15 protein-coding genes are annotated in these 17,569 nt (G+C 67.0%); 3 read left to right on the top strand and 12 right to left on the bottom strand.

The window, feature by feature from the left end; genetic code table 11:
- Positions 1–5: 5 nt before the first annotated feature.
- The 6 genes from NMD1_RS10765 to NMD1_RS10740 are packed head-to-tail and all read right to left on the bottom strand — an operon-like array spanning position 6 to position 6,703.
- A complete protein-coding gene (locus NMD1_RS10765) occupies positions 6–707 on the bottom strand; it encodes an alpha/beta fold hydrolase (RefSeq protein ID WP_125954747.1) in 702 nt (233 codons plus the stop codon).
- On the bottom strand, positions 707–1,627 hold the full coding sequence (locus NMD1_RS10760; protein WP_125954746.1) for an NAD(P)-dependent oxidoreductase: 921 nt from the start codon (positions 1,625–1,627) through the stop codon (positions 707–709). Before NMD1_RS10760 ends, NMD1_RS10765 begins: the two co-directional genes overlap by 1 nt.
- Complete coding sequence (gene eno, locus NMD1_RS10755; protein ID WP_125954745.1) at positions 1,624–2,922, bottom strand: phosphopyruvate hydratase; 1,299 nt, start codon at positions 2,920–2,922, stop codon at positions 1,624–1,626. Before eno ends, NMD1_RS10760 begins: the two co-directional genes overlap by 4 nt.
- The gene (locus tag NMD1_RS10750; protein ID WP_125954744.1) at positions 2,919–3,905 is read right to left on the bottom strand and encodes a phosphotransferase family protein; all 987 of its coding nucleotides are present in this window, start codon (positions 3,903–3,905) and stop codon (positions 2,919–2,921) included. The genes eno and NMD1_RS10750 overlap by 4 nt, the downstream gene beginning before the upstream one ends.
- Entirely contained in the window at positions 3,905–5,032 is a 1,128-nt protein-coding gene (locus NMD1_RS10745) for an alpha/beta hydrolase (protein WP_125954743.1), read from the bottom strand. The genes NMD1_RS10750 and NMD1_RS10745 overlap by 1 nt, the downstream gene beginning before the upstream one ends.
- A gap of 36 nt (positions 5,033–5,068) precedes the next feature.
- Positions 5,069–6,703 (bottom strand): long-chain-fatty-acid--CoA ligase, encoded by a 1,635-nt coding sequence (locus NMD1_RS10740; RefSeq protein ID WP_125954742.1) that lies wholly within the window; start codon positions 6,701–6,703, stop codon positions 5,069–5,071.
- Between the two features lie 177 nt (positions 6,704–6,880).
- On the opposite strand from NMD1_RS10740, the gene NMD1_RS10735 reads away from it, so the two are divergent.
- Positions 6,881–7,315, top strand: a complete 435-nt coding sequence (locus tag NMD1_RS10735) for a MarR family winged helix-turn-helix transcriptional regulator (protein ID WP_125954741.1) — start codon at positions 6,881–6,883, stop codon at positions 7,313–7,315.
- A 12-nt stretch (positions 7,316–7,327) separates the two neighbouring features.
- Here the strand turns inward: NMD1_RS10735 and NMD1_RS10730 are convergent, their stop codons facing one another.
- A complete protein-coding gene (locus NMD1_RS10730) occupies positions 7,328–7,834 on the bottom strand; it encodes a MarR family winged helix-turn-helix transcriptional regulator (RefSeq protein WP_124807862.1) in 507 nt (168 codons plus the stop codon).
- A gap of 175 nt (positions 7,835–8,009) precedes the next feature.
- Between NMD1_RS10730 and leuD the strand changes: the two genes are divergently transcribed.
- Positions 8,010–8,594 (top strand): 3-isopropylmalate dehydratase small subunit, encoded by a 585-nt coding sequence (leuD, locus tag NMD1_RS10725; RefSeq protein WP_125954740.1) that lies wholly within the window; start codon positions 8,010–8,012, stop codon positions 8,592–8,594.
- A 15-nt stretch (positions 8,595–8,609) separates the two neighbouring features.
- Here the strand turns inward: leuD and leuC are convergent, their stop codons facing one another.
- The 3 genes from leuC to NMD1_RS10710 form a co-directional block, all read right to left on the bottom strand.
- The gene (gene leuC / locus NMD1_RS10720; protein WP_125954739.1) at positions 8,610–10,022 is read right to left on the bottom strand and encodes a 3-isopropylmalate dehydratase large subunit; all 1,413 of its coding nucleotides are present in this window, start codon (positions 10,020–10,022) and stop codon (positions 8,610–8,612) included.
- A 168-nt stretch (positions 10,023–10,190) separates the two neighbouring features.
- Positions 10,191–11,183, bottom strand: a complete 993-nt coding sequence (locus tag NMD1_RS10715) for an ABC transporter substrate-binding protein (protein WP_125954738.1) — start codon at positions 11,181–11,183, stop codon at positions 10,191–10,193.
- A complete protein-coding gene (locus NMD1_RS10710) occupies positions 11,180–12,349 on the bottom strand; it encodes a Gfo/Idh/MocA family protein (RefSeq protein WP_125954737.1) in 1,170 nt (389 codons plus the stop codon). The genes NMD1_RS10715 and NMD1_RS10710 overlap by 4 nt, the downstream gene beginning before the upstream one ends.
- 115 nt (positions 12,350–12,464) lie before the next feature.
- Here NMD1_RS10710 and NMD1_RS10705 point away from each other — a divergent pair, with 115 nt between their 5' ends.
- Complete coding sequence (locus NMD1_RS10705; RefSeq protein ID WP_125954736.1) at positions 12,465–13,727, top strand: Rieske 2Fe-2S domain-containing protein; 1,263 nt, start codon at positions 12,465–12,467, stop codon at positions 13,725–13,727.
- A gap of 234 nt (positions 13,728–13,961) precedes the next feature.
- Here NMD1_RS10705 and NMD1_RS10700 read toward each other — a convergent pair whose 3' ends face one another.
- Positions 13,962–15,131 (bottom strand): hypothetical protein, encoded by a 1,170-nt coding sequence (locus NMD1_RS10700; protein ID WP_125954735.1) that lies wholly within the window; start codon positions 15,129–15,131, stop codon positions 13,962–13,964.
- A 140-nt stretch (positions 15,132–15,271) separates the two neighbouring features.
- Positions 15,272–17,566 (bottom strand): TonB-dependent receptor, encoded by a 2,295-nt coding sequence (locus NMD1_RS10695; RefSeq protein WP_158453942.1) that lies wholly within the window; start codon positions 17,564–17,566, stop codon positions 15,272–15,274.
- Positions 17,567–17,569: the final 3 nt, after the last annotated feature.

The following is a 17,569-nucleotide window of genomic DNA, read 5'->3' as shown; positions in this document are numbered from 1 at the left end:
TGCGATCACCCAGCCGTGCCGTCAAGAAAGCCGGTCAGCAGCGGCACCACCACGTCCGGCGCCTCGATCGTGGCAAGGTGCCCAGCGCCGGGCACCACCGCCAGCCTCGCCCCGGGGATTGCCGCCAGCATCTCGTCCTGCTGCGCGCGGCTGGCAATCCCGTCGCCATCGCCCCACACCAGCAGCGTCGGCACCGCGATCTCGTGCAGGCGCGGCCGGCTATCGATCCGCGCCATGATCGCGCGCTGCTGGCGCAGGAAGGTTTCCGCGCCGGTATCGGCCGCCATCCGCCTAGCGATACCAAGCAGCCGCGCGTCGTCGCGGCGGCCTTCCGGGAACAGGATCGGGATACGTTCCTCGACCACATCGGCAAAGCGGCCGCTTTCCACGAGGTCGATATAGCCCTGCCGCCGTGCGGTCTGCGCGGGGCCATCGGCCGAAGCCAACGTGGCGAGCAGCGCCAGCCGCTCCACCCGCTGCGGCGCGCGGCGCATGACCTCGAAGGCGACGAAGCCGCCCATTGCATGCGCGACCAGCGCAAACCGCGGCGGCGCCATATCAAGCAGCCGCTGCGCGAAGCCCTCTATCGTATCGTCGCGGCGATTGTCCGCCACGATCACCGCGCGATCGGGCCATGCCTCCAGCAGCGGTTGCCAGACCGCCTCGGTCAGCAACTGGCCGGTGATGAGAACCACGGGAACCGGCATCACGCCACCTTGTGCAGCAGGGCCTCGCCGGTGGCGAGCCGACGGCAGTTTTCCCGGGCGACCTCAAGGCAGCGCACGAGCGTTTCCGGCGTCAGCCAGGCAATGTGCGGCGCCAGCACCACGTTCGGCAGCGCCAGCAGGGGAGTATCGGGCGCGACCGGTTCCTGCGCGAAGACGTCCAGCCCCGCGCCGCGCAGATGGCCCGAACGCAGCGCCTCCACCAGCCGCGCCTCGTCCACCAGTTCGCCGCGCGCGGTGTTCACCAGCACCGCCCCCGCCTTCATCGCCAGCGGATCGATCGCGCCGCGCGTCTCCTCGGTCAGCGGCATGTGCAACGACACGATGTCGCACTCCGCGATCACCCGCTCCAGCGGCCAGAAGGCATAGGGCACATCGCGCGGGGTGCGCGCGGCATAAACCACCTCCGCCCCCAGGGCCGCCAGCACCGGTGCCAACCGCTGCGCCGAATGGCCGAAACCGGCGAGGCCCACCTTGCGCCCGGCAATCTCGCCCACGCTGTCGAGTTCCGCGGGGTCGGCCGTCCACCCTTCCCCCGCGCGGGTGCGTGCGTCGAAGAAGCAGGTCCGGCGTAGCACCGCCAGCATCAGCGACAGCGCCATTTCCGCCACCGCCTGGCTGTTGGTGCCGGGCATGTTGCACACCGCCACGCCCTGCTCGCGCGCCGCATCGAGCGCGATGGTGTTCACGCCCACGCCCAGTTTCTGGATCAGCCGCAGCTTCGGCGCGGAGGCGATGAACGGCGGCGTCACCGGCGTCAGCACATGCAGCAGCACGGTGATGGCATCCGCCACGCCATCCAGCGCCTCGGCCTCGTCGACGTGCACCACCACGCCGGCACCGAACACCGCATCCACCGCCGCGCGGAAGCCGGGGCTGGGCCGGGCGTGCAGGACAATCATGCGAGCGCCGCCGCGATCGGCGCGGCGAAAGCGGACGCGCCGGCGAAAACCGCATCGCCGCCCATCGCCTCCTCGATCCGCAGCACCTCGTTCCACTTGGCCATGCGTTCGGACCGGGTGAAGCTGCCGACCTTGAGCTGCCCGGCATTCCAGCCCGTCGCCAGGTGCGCGATCGTCACGTCCTCGGTCTCGCCCGACCGCGCGGAGACGAGCGCGCCCCAGCCCCGCGCCTGCGCCGCGTCCAGCGCCGCTTTCGCCTCCGTCACGGTGCCTACCTGGTTCACCTTGATCAGCGCCGCGTTGCACACGCCCGCCTCTCCCGCCCGCGCGACACGGTCGGCATTGGTCACCAGCACGTCATCGCCGATAACCTGCACCCTGTCTCCGATCGCGGCAGTCACGGCGGCCATCGTGGCCCAGTCGTCCTGCCCGGCGGGGTCTTCCACGGAAAGGATCGGATAGCGCCCGGTCCATTCCACGATGCGCGCGCCCATCTCCTCGCCCGAAAGCCGCCGGTCGTCGAGCGCCAGCGTGTAGCCGGAGGCGTCGCCCAGTTCGTTGGCCGCAATATCGAGCGAGATGAAAACGTCTTCGCCGGCGCGATGACCGCTGGCCTCGATCGCTTTCGTCAGCGTATCCAGCGCATCCTCGTTCGAGGCGAAGTTCGGCCACCAGCCGCCTTCGTCCGCTACGCCCGTCAGCGGTCCTTTCGCCTCCATCAGCCGGCCCGCCGCGCGATAGACCTCGTCCGTGATTTCCAGCGCGCGACGGAACGATCCGGCGCGGGGGCACATGATCATGAAATCCTGCACGTCGGTCCGCCTCCCGGCATGGGCGCCGCCACCGAAGATCTGGATTTCCGGCAAGGGCACGCGCACCGTGCTTCCGTTCGCAAGGTAGCGCCACAGCGGCACGCCCGCATCAGCCGCCGCCGCGTGAAGCACCGCCATCGAAACCGCAACGATGGCATTGGCGCCCAGCCGCGCCTTGGCCGGCGTGCCGTCCAGTTCGCACAGCACGCGGTCTACCGCAGCCTGATCGCGCGCATCCATGCCGATCATGGCGCCCGCGATCTCGGCCCCGATTCCGGCAACGGCGCGATTCACGCCGAAGCCCCCGAACGCGCTGCCACCGTCGCGCAGATCGATCGCCTCATGCGCCCCGCGCGAGGCTCCGGCGGGCGCGATCGCCCGGCCGACCGCGCCCGAAGCGAGCGCGACTTCCGCCTCCACGGTGGGGCGGCCGCGCGAATCCCAGAGCTGGCGACCGGTGACGGAGACGATACGCGAAGTCATGCAACAGTCCTTTTCCAGTCGGCCACCAGCGCGCCAACGGGCCGGGGCGCGGCAACCAGCGCCCTCGCCTGTTCCCGCACGGCGGCAATATGTTTGGGGTCAGTGAGATAAGCAGCGGGCGACTTGCCCTCGACTCGCGCCAGCAAAAGCGCGGCCGTCAGCCGCCCCACCCGCGCCGCAAGACCGGCGGGGTCTTCCCAGTTCACGCCGGCGTGATAGGCATCGACCAGCGCGGCCGCCGCCTGCCGCATCCGCTCGTCGTCCCGCCACACGGTCTTGAGCAGCAGGTGCGTGACGCAAAAGGCCAGGTCAAACGCGGGATCGCCGAATACGGCGCATTCCGCGTCGAGGAACACCGGTCCATCCGGCCCGACCAGAATGTTCTTGGGGCTGACATCGCCATGGACCAGCGCCACCTTGCTGGCCGCAAGATCGGCGGCCATGGCTTCCAGCGGCCCGGCCAGCGCCGGCTCCTTCGCCGCGACATGCAGCAGGAACGGATCGATCCGCAGCGCGCGGAACATGGCGTCGGTGGCGAACATGGCCTGGTCCGAGGCGCTGCTGGCAGTCGCGGCGTGGACGGCGGCGATGCTGTGCCCCACCGCTGCCGCGAACCCGGCATCCACGCGTCCAGCGACAAGCTCGTCCTTCCATACCGGGCAATCCGGCAGGAACCGCATGGCGAAGGCGTGATCGGCAGGCATTTCCGCCAGAACCTCGGGCACGATCCGGGGATCGACCGACGCCGCCCGCTTCAGCCAGCGCACCTCGCTCGTCCCGCGCTCGACCGGGGCAAGCCATTCGGCCGCCACGCGCAATTGCGGCAGCGGCCGCTTGACCACTATCGGCCCGTCCCGCGTATCGACCTTCCACACATCGCACGAGACGCCACCGGCGAGCGGCTGGAACACCGGCGTCTCAGCGCCTCCGATCAACCCGGCGGCCTGCAACCCGTCGACGATGTTCGCGACCGCCGGTTCCATCACAGCTTTTCGCGAATCCATGCGCCGACGAGATCGGCCGCGTTCTGGCGCTCGGCTATCGAATCCTCGAAATAGTGCGCGCCCGGGATCAGTTCGATCGTCTTGTCCTTGCTTCCCAGGAAATCGAAGATCTTGCGCGCATCGCTGGGGAACACCCCGGTATCGGCCAGCCCCTGCACCACCAGCGCGGGCGTATCGTGCTTGGCAAGGTGCGGCGCGCCCTGGCAGGGCGAGGTTTCTAGGCTCCACATGTTGAGCCACGTCTTGAGCGTGTTCGCCCGGCCGATGCTGGGCGTGCGGTTGGCCACAGCGGGATCGCCCCGGTAACACCAGTTGGGCTTGCGCTCGGAAGGATCGAGCGCGGGATCGACGCAACGGATATCGCCCCAGCAGCGGAACATCGGGAAAATGCGGTCAGGAATGCCGGCAGCGTTGAGCCGCGCCAGTTCCGCCTTGGCCCAGTCCGTGATCCGCTGGTTGCGCGCGCGCTGGCCCGCCCGGTACTTCGCGACGAACTCCTCGGAATAGGGCTGCCCGTTATCGGGATTGAACGGATCGAGTTCCGGATCGGTGGCGACAGGATCGTTCTCGTCGATCACCGAGGCATCCATCCAGTCGGTCAGCACTTCGGGGCGCCCCTGATGCGCGTTGAACGAGATGTAGAGATCGCCCTTCACCAGCCGCGCCAGCGCATCCTGCCCCGCCGTGGGCAGCCGGTCGGTCAGGGTCGGCGCGATGGCTTCGGCCTGATAGGCACCCATCAGCGAACCGCCGCCCGAATTGCCGAGGATGACGATCGCCTCGACCCCGGCCTCCTCCTTCAGCCAGCGCATCCCCACGCCGATGTCGAGCACCGCATGTTCCAGCAGGAACTGATCCTCGAACCCGCGATAGCGCGTGTTCCAGCCCAGGAAGCCGAAGCCCTGCCGCGCGAAATAGGGCGCGATGTAGTGCTCGGAGAAATCCACGTTGTAGTGTGTGGCGATGATCGCCACCTTCGGCCGCTTGCCCGCCTCGGTCCAGTAGATGCCCTGGCAGGGATGCCCGCCCGCCTGGATGCGCGGGGCGGTCGGCGATGCAAGGCCGATGAAGTGAGCGTCCAGTCCCTCGATCCCGTTGGGGTCCATCGTTTTCTCTCCCGGTTGTCGTGTTGTGCAGCGCGTTCAGCGTGTGACCTCGAACGGCAGGGTATAGCCAGTCAGGCCGGCGCGGATCGCCTTCTTGTCGATCTTGCCAGTGGGGCCGAGCGGTATCTCGTCCACGAACAGCACATCGTCCGGCATCCACCAGCGCGCGATGCGCCCGTCGAGCCAGGCGCGCAGATCGTCCCCGTCGGCGCGGGCACCGGGCAGGAGCTGGCACAGCAGGATGGGCCGTTCGTCCCACTTGGGATGGGCGATGCCCACCACCGCCGCGTTGGCGACCGCCGGATGCCCCATGGCGATGTTCTCGATCTCGATCGAACTGATCCATTCGCCCCCGGATTTCACCACATCCTTGGCGCGATCGGTGATGTGCATGTAGCCTTCGCCGTCGATCGTGGCGACATCGCCGGTGTCGAAGAAGCCCTCCGCGTCCAGCACATCCCCGCCCTCGCCCCCGAAGTACGCGGACGCGATCGTCGGCCCCTTCACCATCAGTCGGCCCGGGGTGCGGCCATCGTGCGGCAGGCGGACGCCGGCATCGTCCACCAGCTTCATCTCCAGCCCGCACAGCAGGCGGCCCTGCTTGAGCTTGTAGGCCATCTGTTCGTCCGCCGGTTGCGCCGCGACCACGGCGTTGGGCACCGAAACCGTGCCGAGCGGGGAGGTTTCGGTCATGCCCCAGCCCTGGATCACGTCGACGCCGTATTCGTCGCGGAAGGTGCGGATGATCGATTCCGGGCAGGCCGAGCCGCCGATCGTCACGCGTTCCAGCGTGGTGAACCGCTTGCCGTTCTCCTGCACGTATTGCAGCAGCATCTGCCATACCGTGGGCACGGCGGCGGAATAGGTCACGCCTTCCTGTTCGATCAGGTTGTAGATGGATTCGCCGTCCATCCGCTGCCCGGGCAGGACCAGCTTCGCCCCCACGGCCGGGGCGGAATAGACCACGCCCCAGGCGTTGGCGTGGTACATCGGCACCACCAGCAACACGGTATCGCGCGCTGACAGCGCCAGCGCGTCGCGCTGCAGCGTCATCAGGGCGTGAAGGTAGTTCGACCGGTGCGAATAGAGCACGCCCTTGGGGTTGCCGGTGGTGCCCGAGGTGTAGCAAAGGCCGCAGGCCGCGTTTTCGTCGAACCCGCCCCACGCGAATTCGGCCGGCTCGTCCGTGATCCAGTCATCGAAGGCGATGGCCGGATAGTCGGTGTGCGGCAACGATGGGCCATCGCAGAAGAAGATCACCCGCTCGATCGACGGCACCTGCGGCAGCAGTTGCGCCACCAGATCGGCGGTGGACGGATCGGCGATCAGCAGCCGGTCGCCCGCATGGTTGGCGATATAGGCGATCTGTTCCAGGAACAGCCGGGGATTGAGCGTATGCAGGACCACCCCCATCCCGGCCGCACCATACCAGGCGGCAAGGTGGCGGCCGCTGTTCCAGCCCATCGTCGCGATGCGATCGCCCGGCGCGATCCCGGCCGCTGCCAGCGCGTTCGACACGCGGCGCGCATCAGCATGGATCGCGGCATAGCTGGATCGGCTGACATGCCCATCGGCATCGCGCGACACCACCTCGCGCGCGCCGTGCCAGGCCGCCGCGTGATCGATGATGCGATCCACCGTCAGCGGCACATTCTGCATCAGCCCGTCCATGCCGGCTCGACCTCTCCCCCTATCGTTCGCGCGAAGACGATCAGCCGCCGCGCAAGAAAGTTAGTATCCTAAGGACATTGCAAATGCAACAGCGCCGCGCCTTGCCTCGACGAAATCGTTCTTCTAGCGTGGCGGCGCCATCGAGGTGGCGAAATATCGGGATTTCCACCACTCTCCATGCTCACGAACCAGCTTATCATCGCCCTGTTCCAGCGCTTTTGCTGGCTCGATGAAGGTCTTCAGGCGCGCCTTCACGAACGCGGCTGGCCAGACGTCAATCGCCCGCAATCGATGGTCATGACCAATATCGTCAGCGGGATCGTGCGCCCTTCCGACATAGCCCGCAACCTGGGCATTTCCCGGCAGGCGATTCACCGCACGCTGAGCCAGATGATCGATCTGGGCATCGTCACGCTGGAGCCCGATCCCGATGATCGCCGCCACATGGTCGTGTCGCTCACCGAAACCGGCAAGCGTATGCGGCAGGACGCGCAACAGGCTATGGATGCGCTTTCCGAACAGATTGCCGGCGCGCTGGGCCAGGACCGGTTCGAGAACATGCTGGCCGCGCTTGAGGCCGATTGGGGAAGCAACGTCGCAAACGGGGGCTGATCGCCGCGCGGGTCAGGCCTTCACGTCCGTCAGGACCGAAAGCTTGGAGGTTTCCTCGGCCAGATTGTCGATCACCCGGCGCATCAGCGCGCGCAGCGTTTCCACTTCCTCGTCGGTCATCCCGCGCGTCGCCACGTCATGCACTTCCGCGTTCATCGGCGCGAGGATCAGTTCCAGTTCCTTGGCGTGCGGCGTCAGGTGGATGAAGGTCTTGCGGCGATCGTCTGCGGTCTTCTTGCGGGTGATGAATCCGGCTTTCTCCAACCCCTTCAAGGCCACCACCGTGGTCGGCTCACGCATGCCCACGCGCTCGCTCAACTCGCGCTGGGTGATGCCGTCCTCACGCCACAGCTGGCGCAGGAACCGCCACTGACCTGCCGAAACATCGTGCATCAACGTTTTGCGCTCGAGCAGGCGCGAAAACGAACGGAACACGATGCGCGCCAGATAGCCGATGCTGTTTTCCGGCACGGTGTAATGTTCCGCGGGATACCGATAGGTCTGGTTCTTCCTGGCCAATGCCGTCTTCCTCTTCGCCAAACCCGAAAGCCCAAGCCTGCAGGGTTGCACGCACTCCGGCGAACGCCTGTCCTTAAGGGGGCAGGAATCCCGCCGCAATGCTTCACTGCCGCATTATCCATGGACAATGCGCGCCTCGCCTTATAATTAGCATACTAATTATCTGGAAGGCTCCATGGAAAAGTTCGACCGGCTGACCGCCGTTGCCATCCCGCTGCCTCTCGCCAACCTCGATACCGACATGATCATCCCGGCGCGCTACATGAAGGCGCTCGACCGGGCCGGGCTGGGCACCCATCTGTTCCGCGAGCTGCGCTACAGCCCCGACGGTGCCGAGCGGCCGGACTTCATCCTCAACCGCGGCGAAGGGCGCAAGGCGCGCATCATCGTCGGCGGCAGCAACTTCGGCTGCGGCTCCTCGCGCGAACATGCCGTCTGGGCGCTTACCGATTTCGGCATCCGCTGCGTGATCGCTCCCAGCTTCGGCGATATCTTCGCCGGCAACGCGCGCAAGAACGGGCTGCTGCTGATCCGCCTGCCGGAAAGCACCTGCGAACGCCTGCGCGAAGAGATCGCGCTGTCGCAACTCGCGCCGGTCACCGTCGATCTTGGCGAACAGCGGATCACGCTGGCCTCGGGCGAGACAATCCCGTTCGACGTCGATCCGGACGACCGCCGCACCCTGCTGGAAGGGCTGGACGACATTGCCCGCACGCTGCGGCACGAACGCGCGATCACCCGGTTCGAAGCGGGCGCCTGACCCCGCCCCCCGCTGCTACGACAGGCTTGCGGGATCGGTAATGCAGCCGGCAATGGCACTGGCGGCGGCGGTGGCCGGGCTCATCAGGTGGGTGCGGCCGCCCCTGCCCTGCCGGTTCTCGAAATTGCGGTTCGAGGTGGCGCCGCACCGTTCGCCGGCCTGCAACCGGTCCGCGTTCATGCCCACGCACATCGAGCAGCCCGGTTCGCGCCAGTCGAAGCCGGCTTCGCGCAGGATCGCGTCCAGCCCTTCGGCCTCGGCCTGCCGCTTGACCAGCCCGGAGCCGGGGACGACCATCGCCCGCACATGCGGAGCAACCTTGCGGCCGCGCACGATCGCGGCGACCATACGCAAGTCCTCGATCCGGCTGTTGGTGCAGCTGCCGATGAACACGCGGTCCAGGCGCAGACCCCGGATCGGCTGGCCCGGCGCGAGGTCCATATAGGCCAGCGCGCGGGCAGCAGCCGCCGCGTCCGCCGGCGAGCCCATTCCCGCCGGATCGGGCACGTGCCCATCGACCGCCACGGTCTGCGCGGGGTTGGTGCCCCAGCTGACCATCGGCCTGATCTCCGCCGCGTCGAACCGTATCTCGCGATCGAACCGCGCTTCCGCGTCGCTCGCTAGGGCGCGCCAGCGCGCCAACGCCGCGTCCCAGGTGGCGCCTGTCGGAGCCGCCGGCCGCCCGTGCAGATAGGCGAACGTCGTCTCGTCGGGCGCGACCAGACCGGCCCGGGCGCCCATCTCGATGCTGAGGTTGCACAGCGTCATGCGCCCTTCCATCGACAGCGCGCGCACGGCCGGCCCAGCATATTCGATGACATGGCCGGACGCCGCGTCCACCCCCAGCCGCGAGAGCAGGAACAGCACCATGTCCTTTGCCTGGACATCAGGGGCAAGCCGGCCATCGATCGTGATCCGCATGTTGCGCGATCGGCGCTGGCGCACGGTCTGGGTCGCCAGCACGTGCTCGACCTCGGACGTCCCGATGCCGAACGCCAGCGCGCCGAACGCGCCGTGCGTGGAGGTATGGCTGTCTCCGCAGACGATCGTCATGCCAGGCTGCGAGCGGCCCTGTTCGGGCGCAACCACATGGACGATGCCGTTGCGCGGATCGCCCATCGGGAACTGCTCGATTCCATGCCTTCCCGCGTTTTCCGCCAGCGCCGCAAGCTGCGCGCGCGCCTGCACGTCGGTGACGGCGGCAACCCCGGCGGACTGCCCTTCGGTCGGCACGTTGTGATCGGACAGCGCCAGCGCCCGCTCCGGCCGGCGCACCGCCCGCCCTTCCCGGCGCAATCCGGCAAAGGCCTGGGGCGAAGTGACCTCGTGCAGCAGGTGCAGATCGACGTAGAGCAGCGTATCGCCGTCGTCCGCCGCAACCGCGTGCGCGTCCCATATCTTGTCATAGAGCGTGCGCGCACTGGTCATCGGATGTCACCAATCCGCCGCATAGCCCTGATTCCAATACGCAAACGCAAGCTCCCCGAAACGCCCGCATGGAACGGCTAAAATACTTCGATTACTAACTTTATAGGAATGCCGGCAAACCGGGACAAGTCCGTTTCGGATGACGACGCCACACGAGGGCACGACTTTTCATATCCGGAAGGCTTCGAAGCATTCCTCCGCAAACAGGTCCTCCGGCTGCAACCGGCGCGGCGAAAGGCCCTGTTCGTGGTGATAGCGCAGGAACGTATCGATCACGGCACGGTTGGCCTTGAAGCCATAGGGCCACCAGTCGCGCCCCAGCAGGGCCAGCGCTTCCTCGACCGCCGCGATCTGCCAGGGCAGCATCGTCTTGAGCGAGGCGGTGACCAGCAGTTCCTCATAGACTTTCGCCTGTGCCGCCTCGAACGCCGTTTGCAACGACCGCGCGATCCAGCGGTTCTTTTCGTACACGTCCCGCCGGATCGCGATCACGTGCATGATCGGGAAAATGCCGGTGCGGCGGTAATAGTCCTGCTCCAACGGCACGAAATCGGGAAACAGGCGGCGGACCTTGTCCGGCTCGCTGTAGAACGTGCTGGGCGTGCGCGCGGTGTGCAGCGCGTCGATCTCGCCATCGGCCAGCATCCGCGACAGCGTCTGGCCGGGACCGATCGGCCGCAGATGGAAGCGCTCCGGCAGATCGAGCTTCAGCTTCTCGTCGCGCCCCGGCTGCTCCTCGCCCCCGGTGTGATAGGTGACGCTGGCGGGATCGACGCCGTACTCGTCCGCCAGGATGCCGCGAATCCACACCGGCGCGGTCATCTGGTATTCCGGCACGCCGATGCGCTTGCCCACCAAGTCCTCCGGGCGCTCGATCCCGCTTTTCGCCGAGACGAAGATGCAACTGTGCCGGAACAGGCGCGACGGGAACACCGGGATCGCCACGAACCCCGGATCGGGCCGGGCGAGCGACACGCAATAGGACGAGAGCGACATTTCCGCCGCATCGAATTCGCGGTGCCGCAGCATGCGGAAGAACGTCTCTTCCACATCCAGCGTCTGCATGTTCAGATCGATACCATCGGGGCGGATCGTGCCGTCGGCCAGCGCCTGGGTACGATCGTAATTCCAGCAGGCGAGCGAGATCGATAGACGGCTCATAACGTTCTTTCAGATACTTTCGGAAAAAGTTCGGACGGCGTGACATCCCTGCCCTCGCGCGCGGACAGGAGAATGGCGTGGCATATCGCCAGGCTTTCCAGCCCCCAGCGGCCATCGAACGGCACCGGCCAGCCATCCAGCACGGCGTGTGCGAACGCTTCGGCCACGCCGGCGCGCGGGATGGATGGCAAGGGAACCGCCACGCGGCGCACGCCGTCGTCGGCGTGGATGTCGAGGCCTGATGGCGTCAGGGCAAGGTCGGCCTGTTCGCAGGTTATCAACACCGAGCCGAACCGCTCGTGATGTTTCGACGCGCCTGACGATACCGCGCCCGCCGCGAACGTGCGGGCAGCCTTGGCCTGCCGCTCGTCGATCGCCGCCAGCAGCGCGCGCGCCTGCCCGTGCGCCGCCGGGCTTTTCGCGCCGCCCATTTCGCCCACCCAGCCGGCCAGCGCATCGCTGTCATACCGCGCATAGCCCGAATAGGTCAGGTTCGCGACCGCGCCATTGGCGAAGAACAGCAGCGCAGTGAACGCCCCCTCCGTCGCGCGCGCGTCCCAGCCGCCCGTCCACGCCCGCACGGACGTGACCGGGCTGGCCGCGATCCGCCGCACCATGTCGATCTGGTGCGTCGCCTGGCTGAGAATCACGCCGCCGCCCCGCGCGGTATCCAGCTCGGCCGGGCGCCGGGGACGATAGAGAAAATCCGTGTAGTTGAAGGCATGGATCAGCCTGACGCCCCCCACCGCGCCGGACGCTACCAGCGCCGCCGCCGCCTCCACGGGGGGATCATAGCCATGGCTCGGCCCGACCATCAGCATGGTGCCGGCGGTTTCGGCCGCGCGGATCATTAACGCGGCTTCGGCCAGCGTCACCGCCATGGGCTTTTCCACCAGCACGTGCTTTCCCGCACCAGCCATCGCGAGGGTATGCGCGGCGTGGAACTCGTGCGGCGAGGCGATATAGGCGGCATCGAAATCGGCATTCGCCAGCAGCGCCTCGACCGTCTCGCAGGCTGGCACGCCGTGGCGAGCGGCAAACCCCGCCCGCGCCGCCGGGTCGGGATCGCAGCCGGCCACCAGCTCGATCCGCGCCTGCGCGGCCAGTGCTGGCACGGTCAACACCGCGCCGCGCCCCAACCCTATCACCGCCACCCGCAAGCCCATGCCGCTCTCCCGGCGCGGATCATATCCGGCACGCTCTTGAATTGCAAATTACTTAGTATTAAAAGTATATCTCCTTTCGCGCCGCCGCGCGCCTCAATGCCTGCCGGGAATTGCCATGACTCCACAACAGAACGACCTGCTCTGCCGCGTCGAGGGCGACGCGCCGATGGGCAAGGTCATGCGCCGCCACTGGATGCCGGTCTGCATGAGCGAGGAAGTGGCCGAGCCGGACGGCACCCCGCGCCGCGCCCGCCTGCTGGGCGAGGACATGGTGGTGTTCCGCGATACCGAAGGGCGCATTGGCGTGCTCGACGAGCGCTGCCCGCACCGGCGCGCCTCGCTGGTCTATGGCCGCAACGAGGAATGCGGGCTGCGCTGCCTCTACCACGGCTGGAAGTTCGACGTGGACGGCAAGGTCACCGACATGGCTTCCGAGCCGGCCGATGCGCGCCTGCGCACGGCGGTACGCACACGCGCCTATCCCGCGCGCGAGGCCGGCGGGTTCGTCTGGGCCTGGATGGGCGATCCGGAGAACCCCGCGCCGTTCGACGCGCCGGTGTGGACCAAGGCACCGGACGACCGGATCGCCATCGTGAAGATCCACGCCGAATGCAACTGGGCGCAAGTGCTGGAAGGATCGATCGATTCCGCGCACAGCAGCAGCCTGCATTCCTCCAACATGCCGACCGCAACCGACGTCAGCGGATCGACCGCCACCGCCAGGCAGTGGCTGCGCCCTTCGGCCGACAAGTCCCCACGCCTGCAGGTGGAGCGCGCGCCGTTCGGCTTCCGCTATGCCGCGATCCGCACGCCGATCCACGACCCCGACCAGCAGGACTACGTCCGCACCACGCTGTTCGTCGCGCCGTTCACCGTGATGATCCCGCCGACCGACCGCTACAAGCTGGCGCAGATGCTGGTGCCGATCGATGACGTGAACTGCATGTTCTACTGGATCGCCTGGCACGAGACGAAAGGCATCTCGTCCGAAGACTGGCGCCGGTTCTGCGACGCGGTGCCCGGGGTGGACGTCGATCCGGTCACCTTCCGCAAGTTCCGGAACGCGCAGAACGGCTACCTGCAGGATCGCGCGGCGATGAAGGCCGGGGATTTCACCGGCATCAAGGGCATCCCCACGCAGGACATGGCGATGTGGGAATCGATGGGGCCGATCGCTGACCGCAGCCACGACAGGCTGGGATCGAGCGACCGGGCCATCTTCGAATTCCGCAAGGTCATGCTCGGCCTGGCCATGAACGCCGATGCCGAACCGCCCGCGCGTGGCTATCGCAACAGCGATCTCTTCACCTTTGAAGGCATGGTCCGGCATGGCAACGACTGGCGGCTTGCGCAGCCACCCGAACCCGTCATGCCCTGACCGAGGTCAAGGCGCGGCGCGCCGGCATCAGATCAGCAACGGCCACAAATCTGGGCCGCTGGCCAGCCTCGGCGGAAATGTGAGCCCTCTGTTTCGCCTTCGCATTTCAACAATTTTAGGGTGGGCCGATGTGGGGGCCCACTCAAAAGCAGCTGTCTAAAAACGATTTTATTTCCGCATGTTAAATAATTTGTTCGAGCCCGTCACCGCCCACCATATTCCCGCCCCGACACCTCAACTGACGCAATCGCTCGATGTCACGATGATTTCTTCGGCGCGCCGCTTGCTGCTGGCAGAATAGGTCGCCCGTATCGTGGCGCCGCCTTGCAACAGCGGAACGAACGCGCGGCGTCCGCAGATGGCCCGGCTTGCGGACATGCGGGTGCCATCGGAAAATTCGGCCATGCCCTTTGGCAGCGCGGCCGTCAGACGCAGCTCGCTTCCGGATACGGCAAATTCCGAAATGACGGTGCCGTCATCCAATTCGGTGGGGCGTTCCATGTAGAGAGCGGTCTTGGTGATTAACGCGTTGATGTCCTGCGAACGGGCGCCGCCCGTTGCGGGTGCGGGTGCGGGCCGGGGCTGACGGGCCGGGTAGGCGGCCGCCGCCATGGAAGGTTCTGCGGATGCTTGGGCAGGTGCCGAATCGACGGCATGGAACACGGGCGCAGCGGTTCCCGCCTTGGCGAACTGGAAAGCGAATGGATATTGTTCGCCGTTCCACATCACCACGATGGAAATCCGCACGGGCCGCTCATCCAGCGGAATCTTCTCGAGCACGATCTTTCCGGCATAGCTCTGCTGGGGATAGAGCGTGGTGGTCTGCACGATCGAATCGCCCAGGACATCACGCGTCCGGTCCAGATTGTATTGTACGGCCGCGATGCCATGCGCGGCGCCGGCGGTGAGCGCAGTTGCCTGAAGCTGCCCGAATGCGCTGGGGCCACTGTAGGAACTGACATAGGACCCGCGTGGCGTGCGGATGTAGCCGTGATAAGTATCGGTCTGACTCGCTGCCACGCCGGCGGCGATTCCACCCAGCATGGCGATGCCGATCTGCGTCCACCGCGCGCGGGACTTCGCTTTTCTGACAAGCTGGTCGACGGAGAATACGCTGACCGGCTTGTCGCCGGCCTGCACGGTCAGGTTCTCGATCCCGAAATTCGCCGAACGCGGGCTAGCGTTGAACACCGCGACACTGAAGGCCGGGCTGCCGTGATCCAGTGGCAGCGGCCGGATCTGGACGCTGCCTTGCTGCCGTTGCAGATCGAGCGTCGGCACGCCCTGGTCGAAACGCAGCGTTTCCGCGCCGATCTGGATCGGCTGCAACACAGGTTCCGCCGAGGCGGCGGCCGGCAGAAGAACAGCGAACGCGGCACACGCCGCCACGATGGTAGAGCGCACGGTAAATCCCCCAAGTGTCGGGGAAATCATGGGGAATAGCGATTGAGGAGCCGCGAAGAATTGCGGTTAATTTCCGGAGATGGCGCCACGATGGCGGTAATCCGCACGGCGCGAAAGCCAACGCCTTCACGGCTTCGCCCCTACCAGGCCACCGACACGCCGAACCGCACGGTCAGCGGCTCCACGGGCACCGACTGATCGCGCCTGTACAGCAGCAGGGGGTTGCCCAGCGCGAAGCGGCTGGCGCGGGTATTGAAGAGGTTGGTCGCCGCCACGGAGAAATCGACCGGCCCCCGGCGCAGCCCGGCATGGAGGTCAGCCACGGCATAATTGCCCTGCGAGACATCGAACAAGGCCCCCGGCCCGAGCACCGATCGCCCGACGTAGCGCATGTCGAATCCAGCCCGATAGGTGGTGATGCCACGTCTCCAGCCGTAACGCAGGCTGGCGGCGGCTGAAAACGGTGGCGTATCCGGCAACCGCCGGTCGCGGCCGACGGACTGGGCGGGCAGCGCGCCAGTCGTGCGGTTCGAGGTGAAGAACACCGAGCTTTCCGCTTCCAGCCCCGGCACGATCACCCAGTTTCCGGTCGCTTCCAGCGCGAAGATCTTCGCGTCGCCAACGTTGGTGGTATAGGGCAACCCCTTCGCGCTCACCAGTTCGGCCAGGACGTTCTGCCACCGGGCATAGGATGCCGCAGCGGAGAACGAGAGCCCGGTCGGCCCTGATCGCGAACGGCGAAGCCCCACCTCCCCCATCACGATCGAATCTGCCTGGAACTCCGACACCTTGCCGACCCCGCGCGCCACGGAAACGCCGCCGTTGCGGTAGCTGGTCTGAAACCGGGCAAAAAGCGAAAGGTCGTGCAGGACCGGCCAGAGCAGCGCCACCGTGGGGTCGATACGCGAGGCGCCTTTGCCCTTGATCGGTGAGGAAACGCCGCCGCGCGATGGTTCGCTGTCGGTGCGCGCGGTGGTGGCACGCGCGCCCAGCGTCGCCTTGATCGCGCCCAGCAAGGGGAAGGTCACCTGTCCGAACAACGATCCGCTGCGGGTAACATTGGTCAGCTCGTCCAGTTCGGGCGGCGCCTCGGGCATACCAAGCGAGCGCGACTGGCCATCGCGCACCCGTTCATAGGCAAGCCCCAGCACCCACGTAACCGGCCGATCAAGCGGCCCCGACAAGCGCGTTTCCGAAGAAAACGTGCGGGTCGACCGCTGTGTCTGATACGCGCGCCGGGGGGAGCCCGGGGTGGTGGCGTCAAATGTATCGAGCGCCGACCGCGCCCCAAGGCTGGCGGTGGATGTCAGCCGCATCCCGTTCGGTGCGCTGTATTCCACATAGAGGCGGCCAAGCCCCAATTCGCTGGAATAGGGCTGCGCGATTGCCGCCCGATGCGAAAGCGCGCCGGATGCATCGGCATAAGGAGCATCCCGCGCATCGGTGCGCTGGTACAGCCCGCTGGCCTCGACGCGAAAGCCATCGCCCAGCCGGGCCGCCAGCGCGCCGCGCCCTCCCGCCACATCGACCACGTTGCGGTTGTGCCCCAGCCCCGGCACATCGATGTAGCCGCCATCCCGTTCGCGGTAGGCCACCAGCCGCACGCCCGCTTCCGAACGGAGCAGGGGCAGGTTGAGCATGGCCGAGCCATCCCAGCCCGTGGTGGCATCCGGGGAAACACTGACACCTCCCGTGACCGATCCCGCATAGCGATCGAGATCGACCGCGTTCGGCATGATGCGGATGACGCCGCCAATCGAGCCGGAGCCATAGAGCGTGCCTTGCGGTCCCTCCAGCACTTCCACCGATGCGATATCATGCAGCTTGAGGTTGGGCGTGGGGCTACCAAAGCCCAACAGCGCGTCGCCGAAGTAGATGCTCGTCGTGGGCTGCGTCCAACTGTTGAAGCTGCTGTCGGCAATGCCACGGATGAAGATCTTGTTGCGCCCTTCCCCGAAAGCCGTGGTCTGCAGGATAGGTTGCGCACGCGCCATGCTGTCCAGCGAGGACGGGTCGCCCAGTCGGGAGCTTTCTTCGCCGGGCATCCGCCCCACGCTTCCCGGATAGAGCATGATCGGTGTGGGAAACTTGCCTCCCACCACCACGATCGGTGGCTGCAATACCGTGGCCGGGGGAGAGAAACTGGCAGGCGCCGCGCGCGGACGCACGCGCGCAAGCGGCGCCCGTTCGATCCGGAAACCACGCGCACCGATCCTGACCGCGCGATAGCCGGTTCCCTTGAGCAGTTGCGCCAACGCGCGCGCGGGATCAGACCCTACCCTGAGCGCCGGCACGCGCACCGCCGCCACCGCGGGATCGACCGAAACAATCTCGCTGCCGGTGCTTTCGGCCAAGTGACGCAGGGCGACGGAAAGCGATCCGGCCGGCAAGGAAATGGCGGCACGATCGGCGGCGAAAACCGGCGTGAGCGGCAAGCA

It is taken from the genome of Novosphingobium sp. MD-1 (assembly GCF_001014975.1).
Classification (GTDB): Bacteria; Pseudomonadota; Alphaproteobacteria; order Sphingomonadales; family Sphingomonadaceae; genus Novosphingobium.
This window is presented reverse-complemented; position numbering and strand designations above follow the sequence as displayed.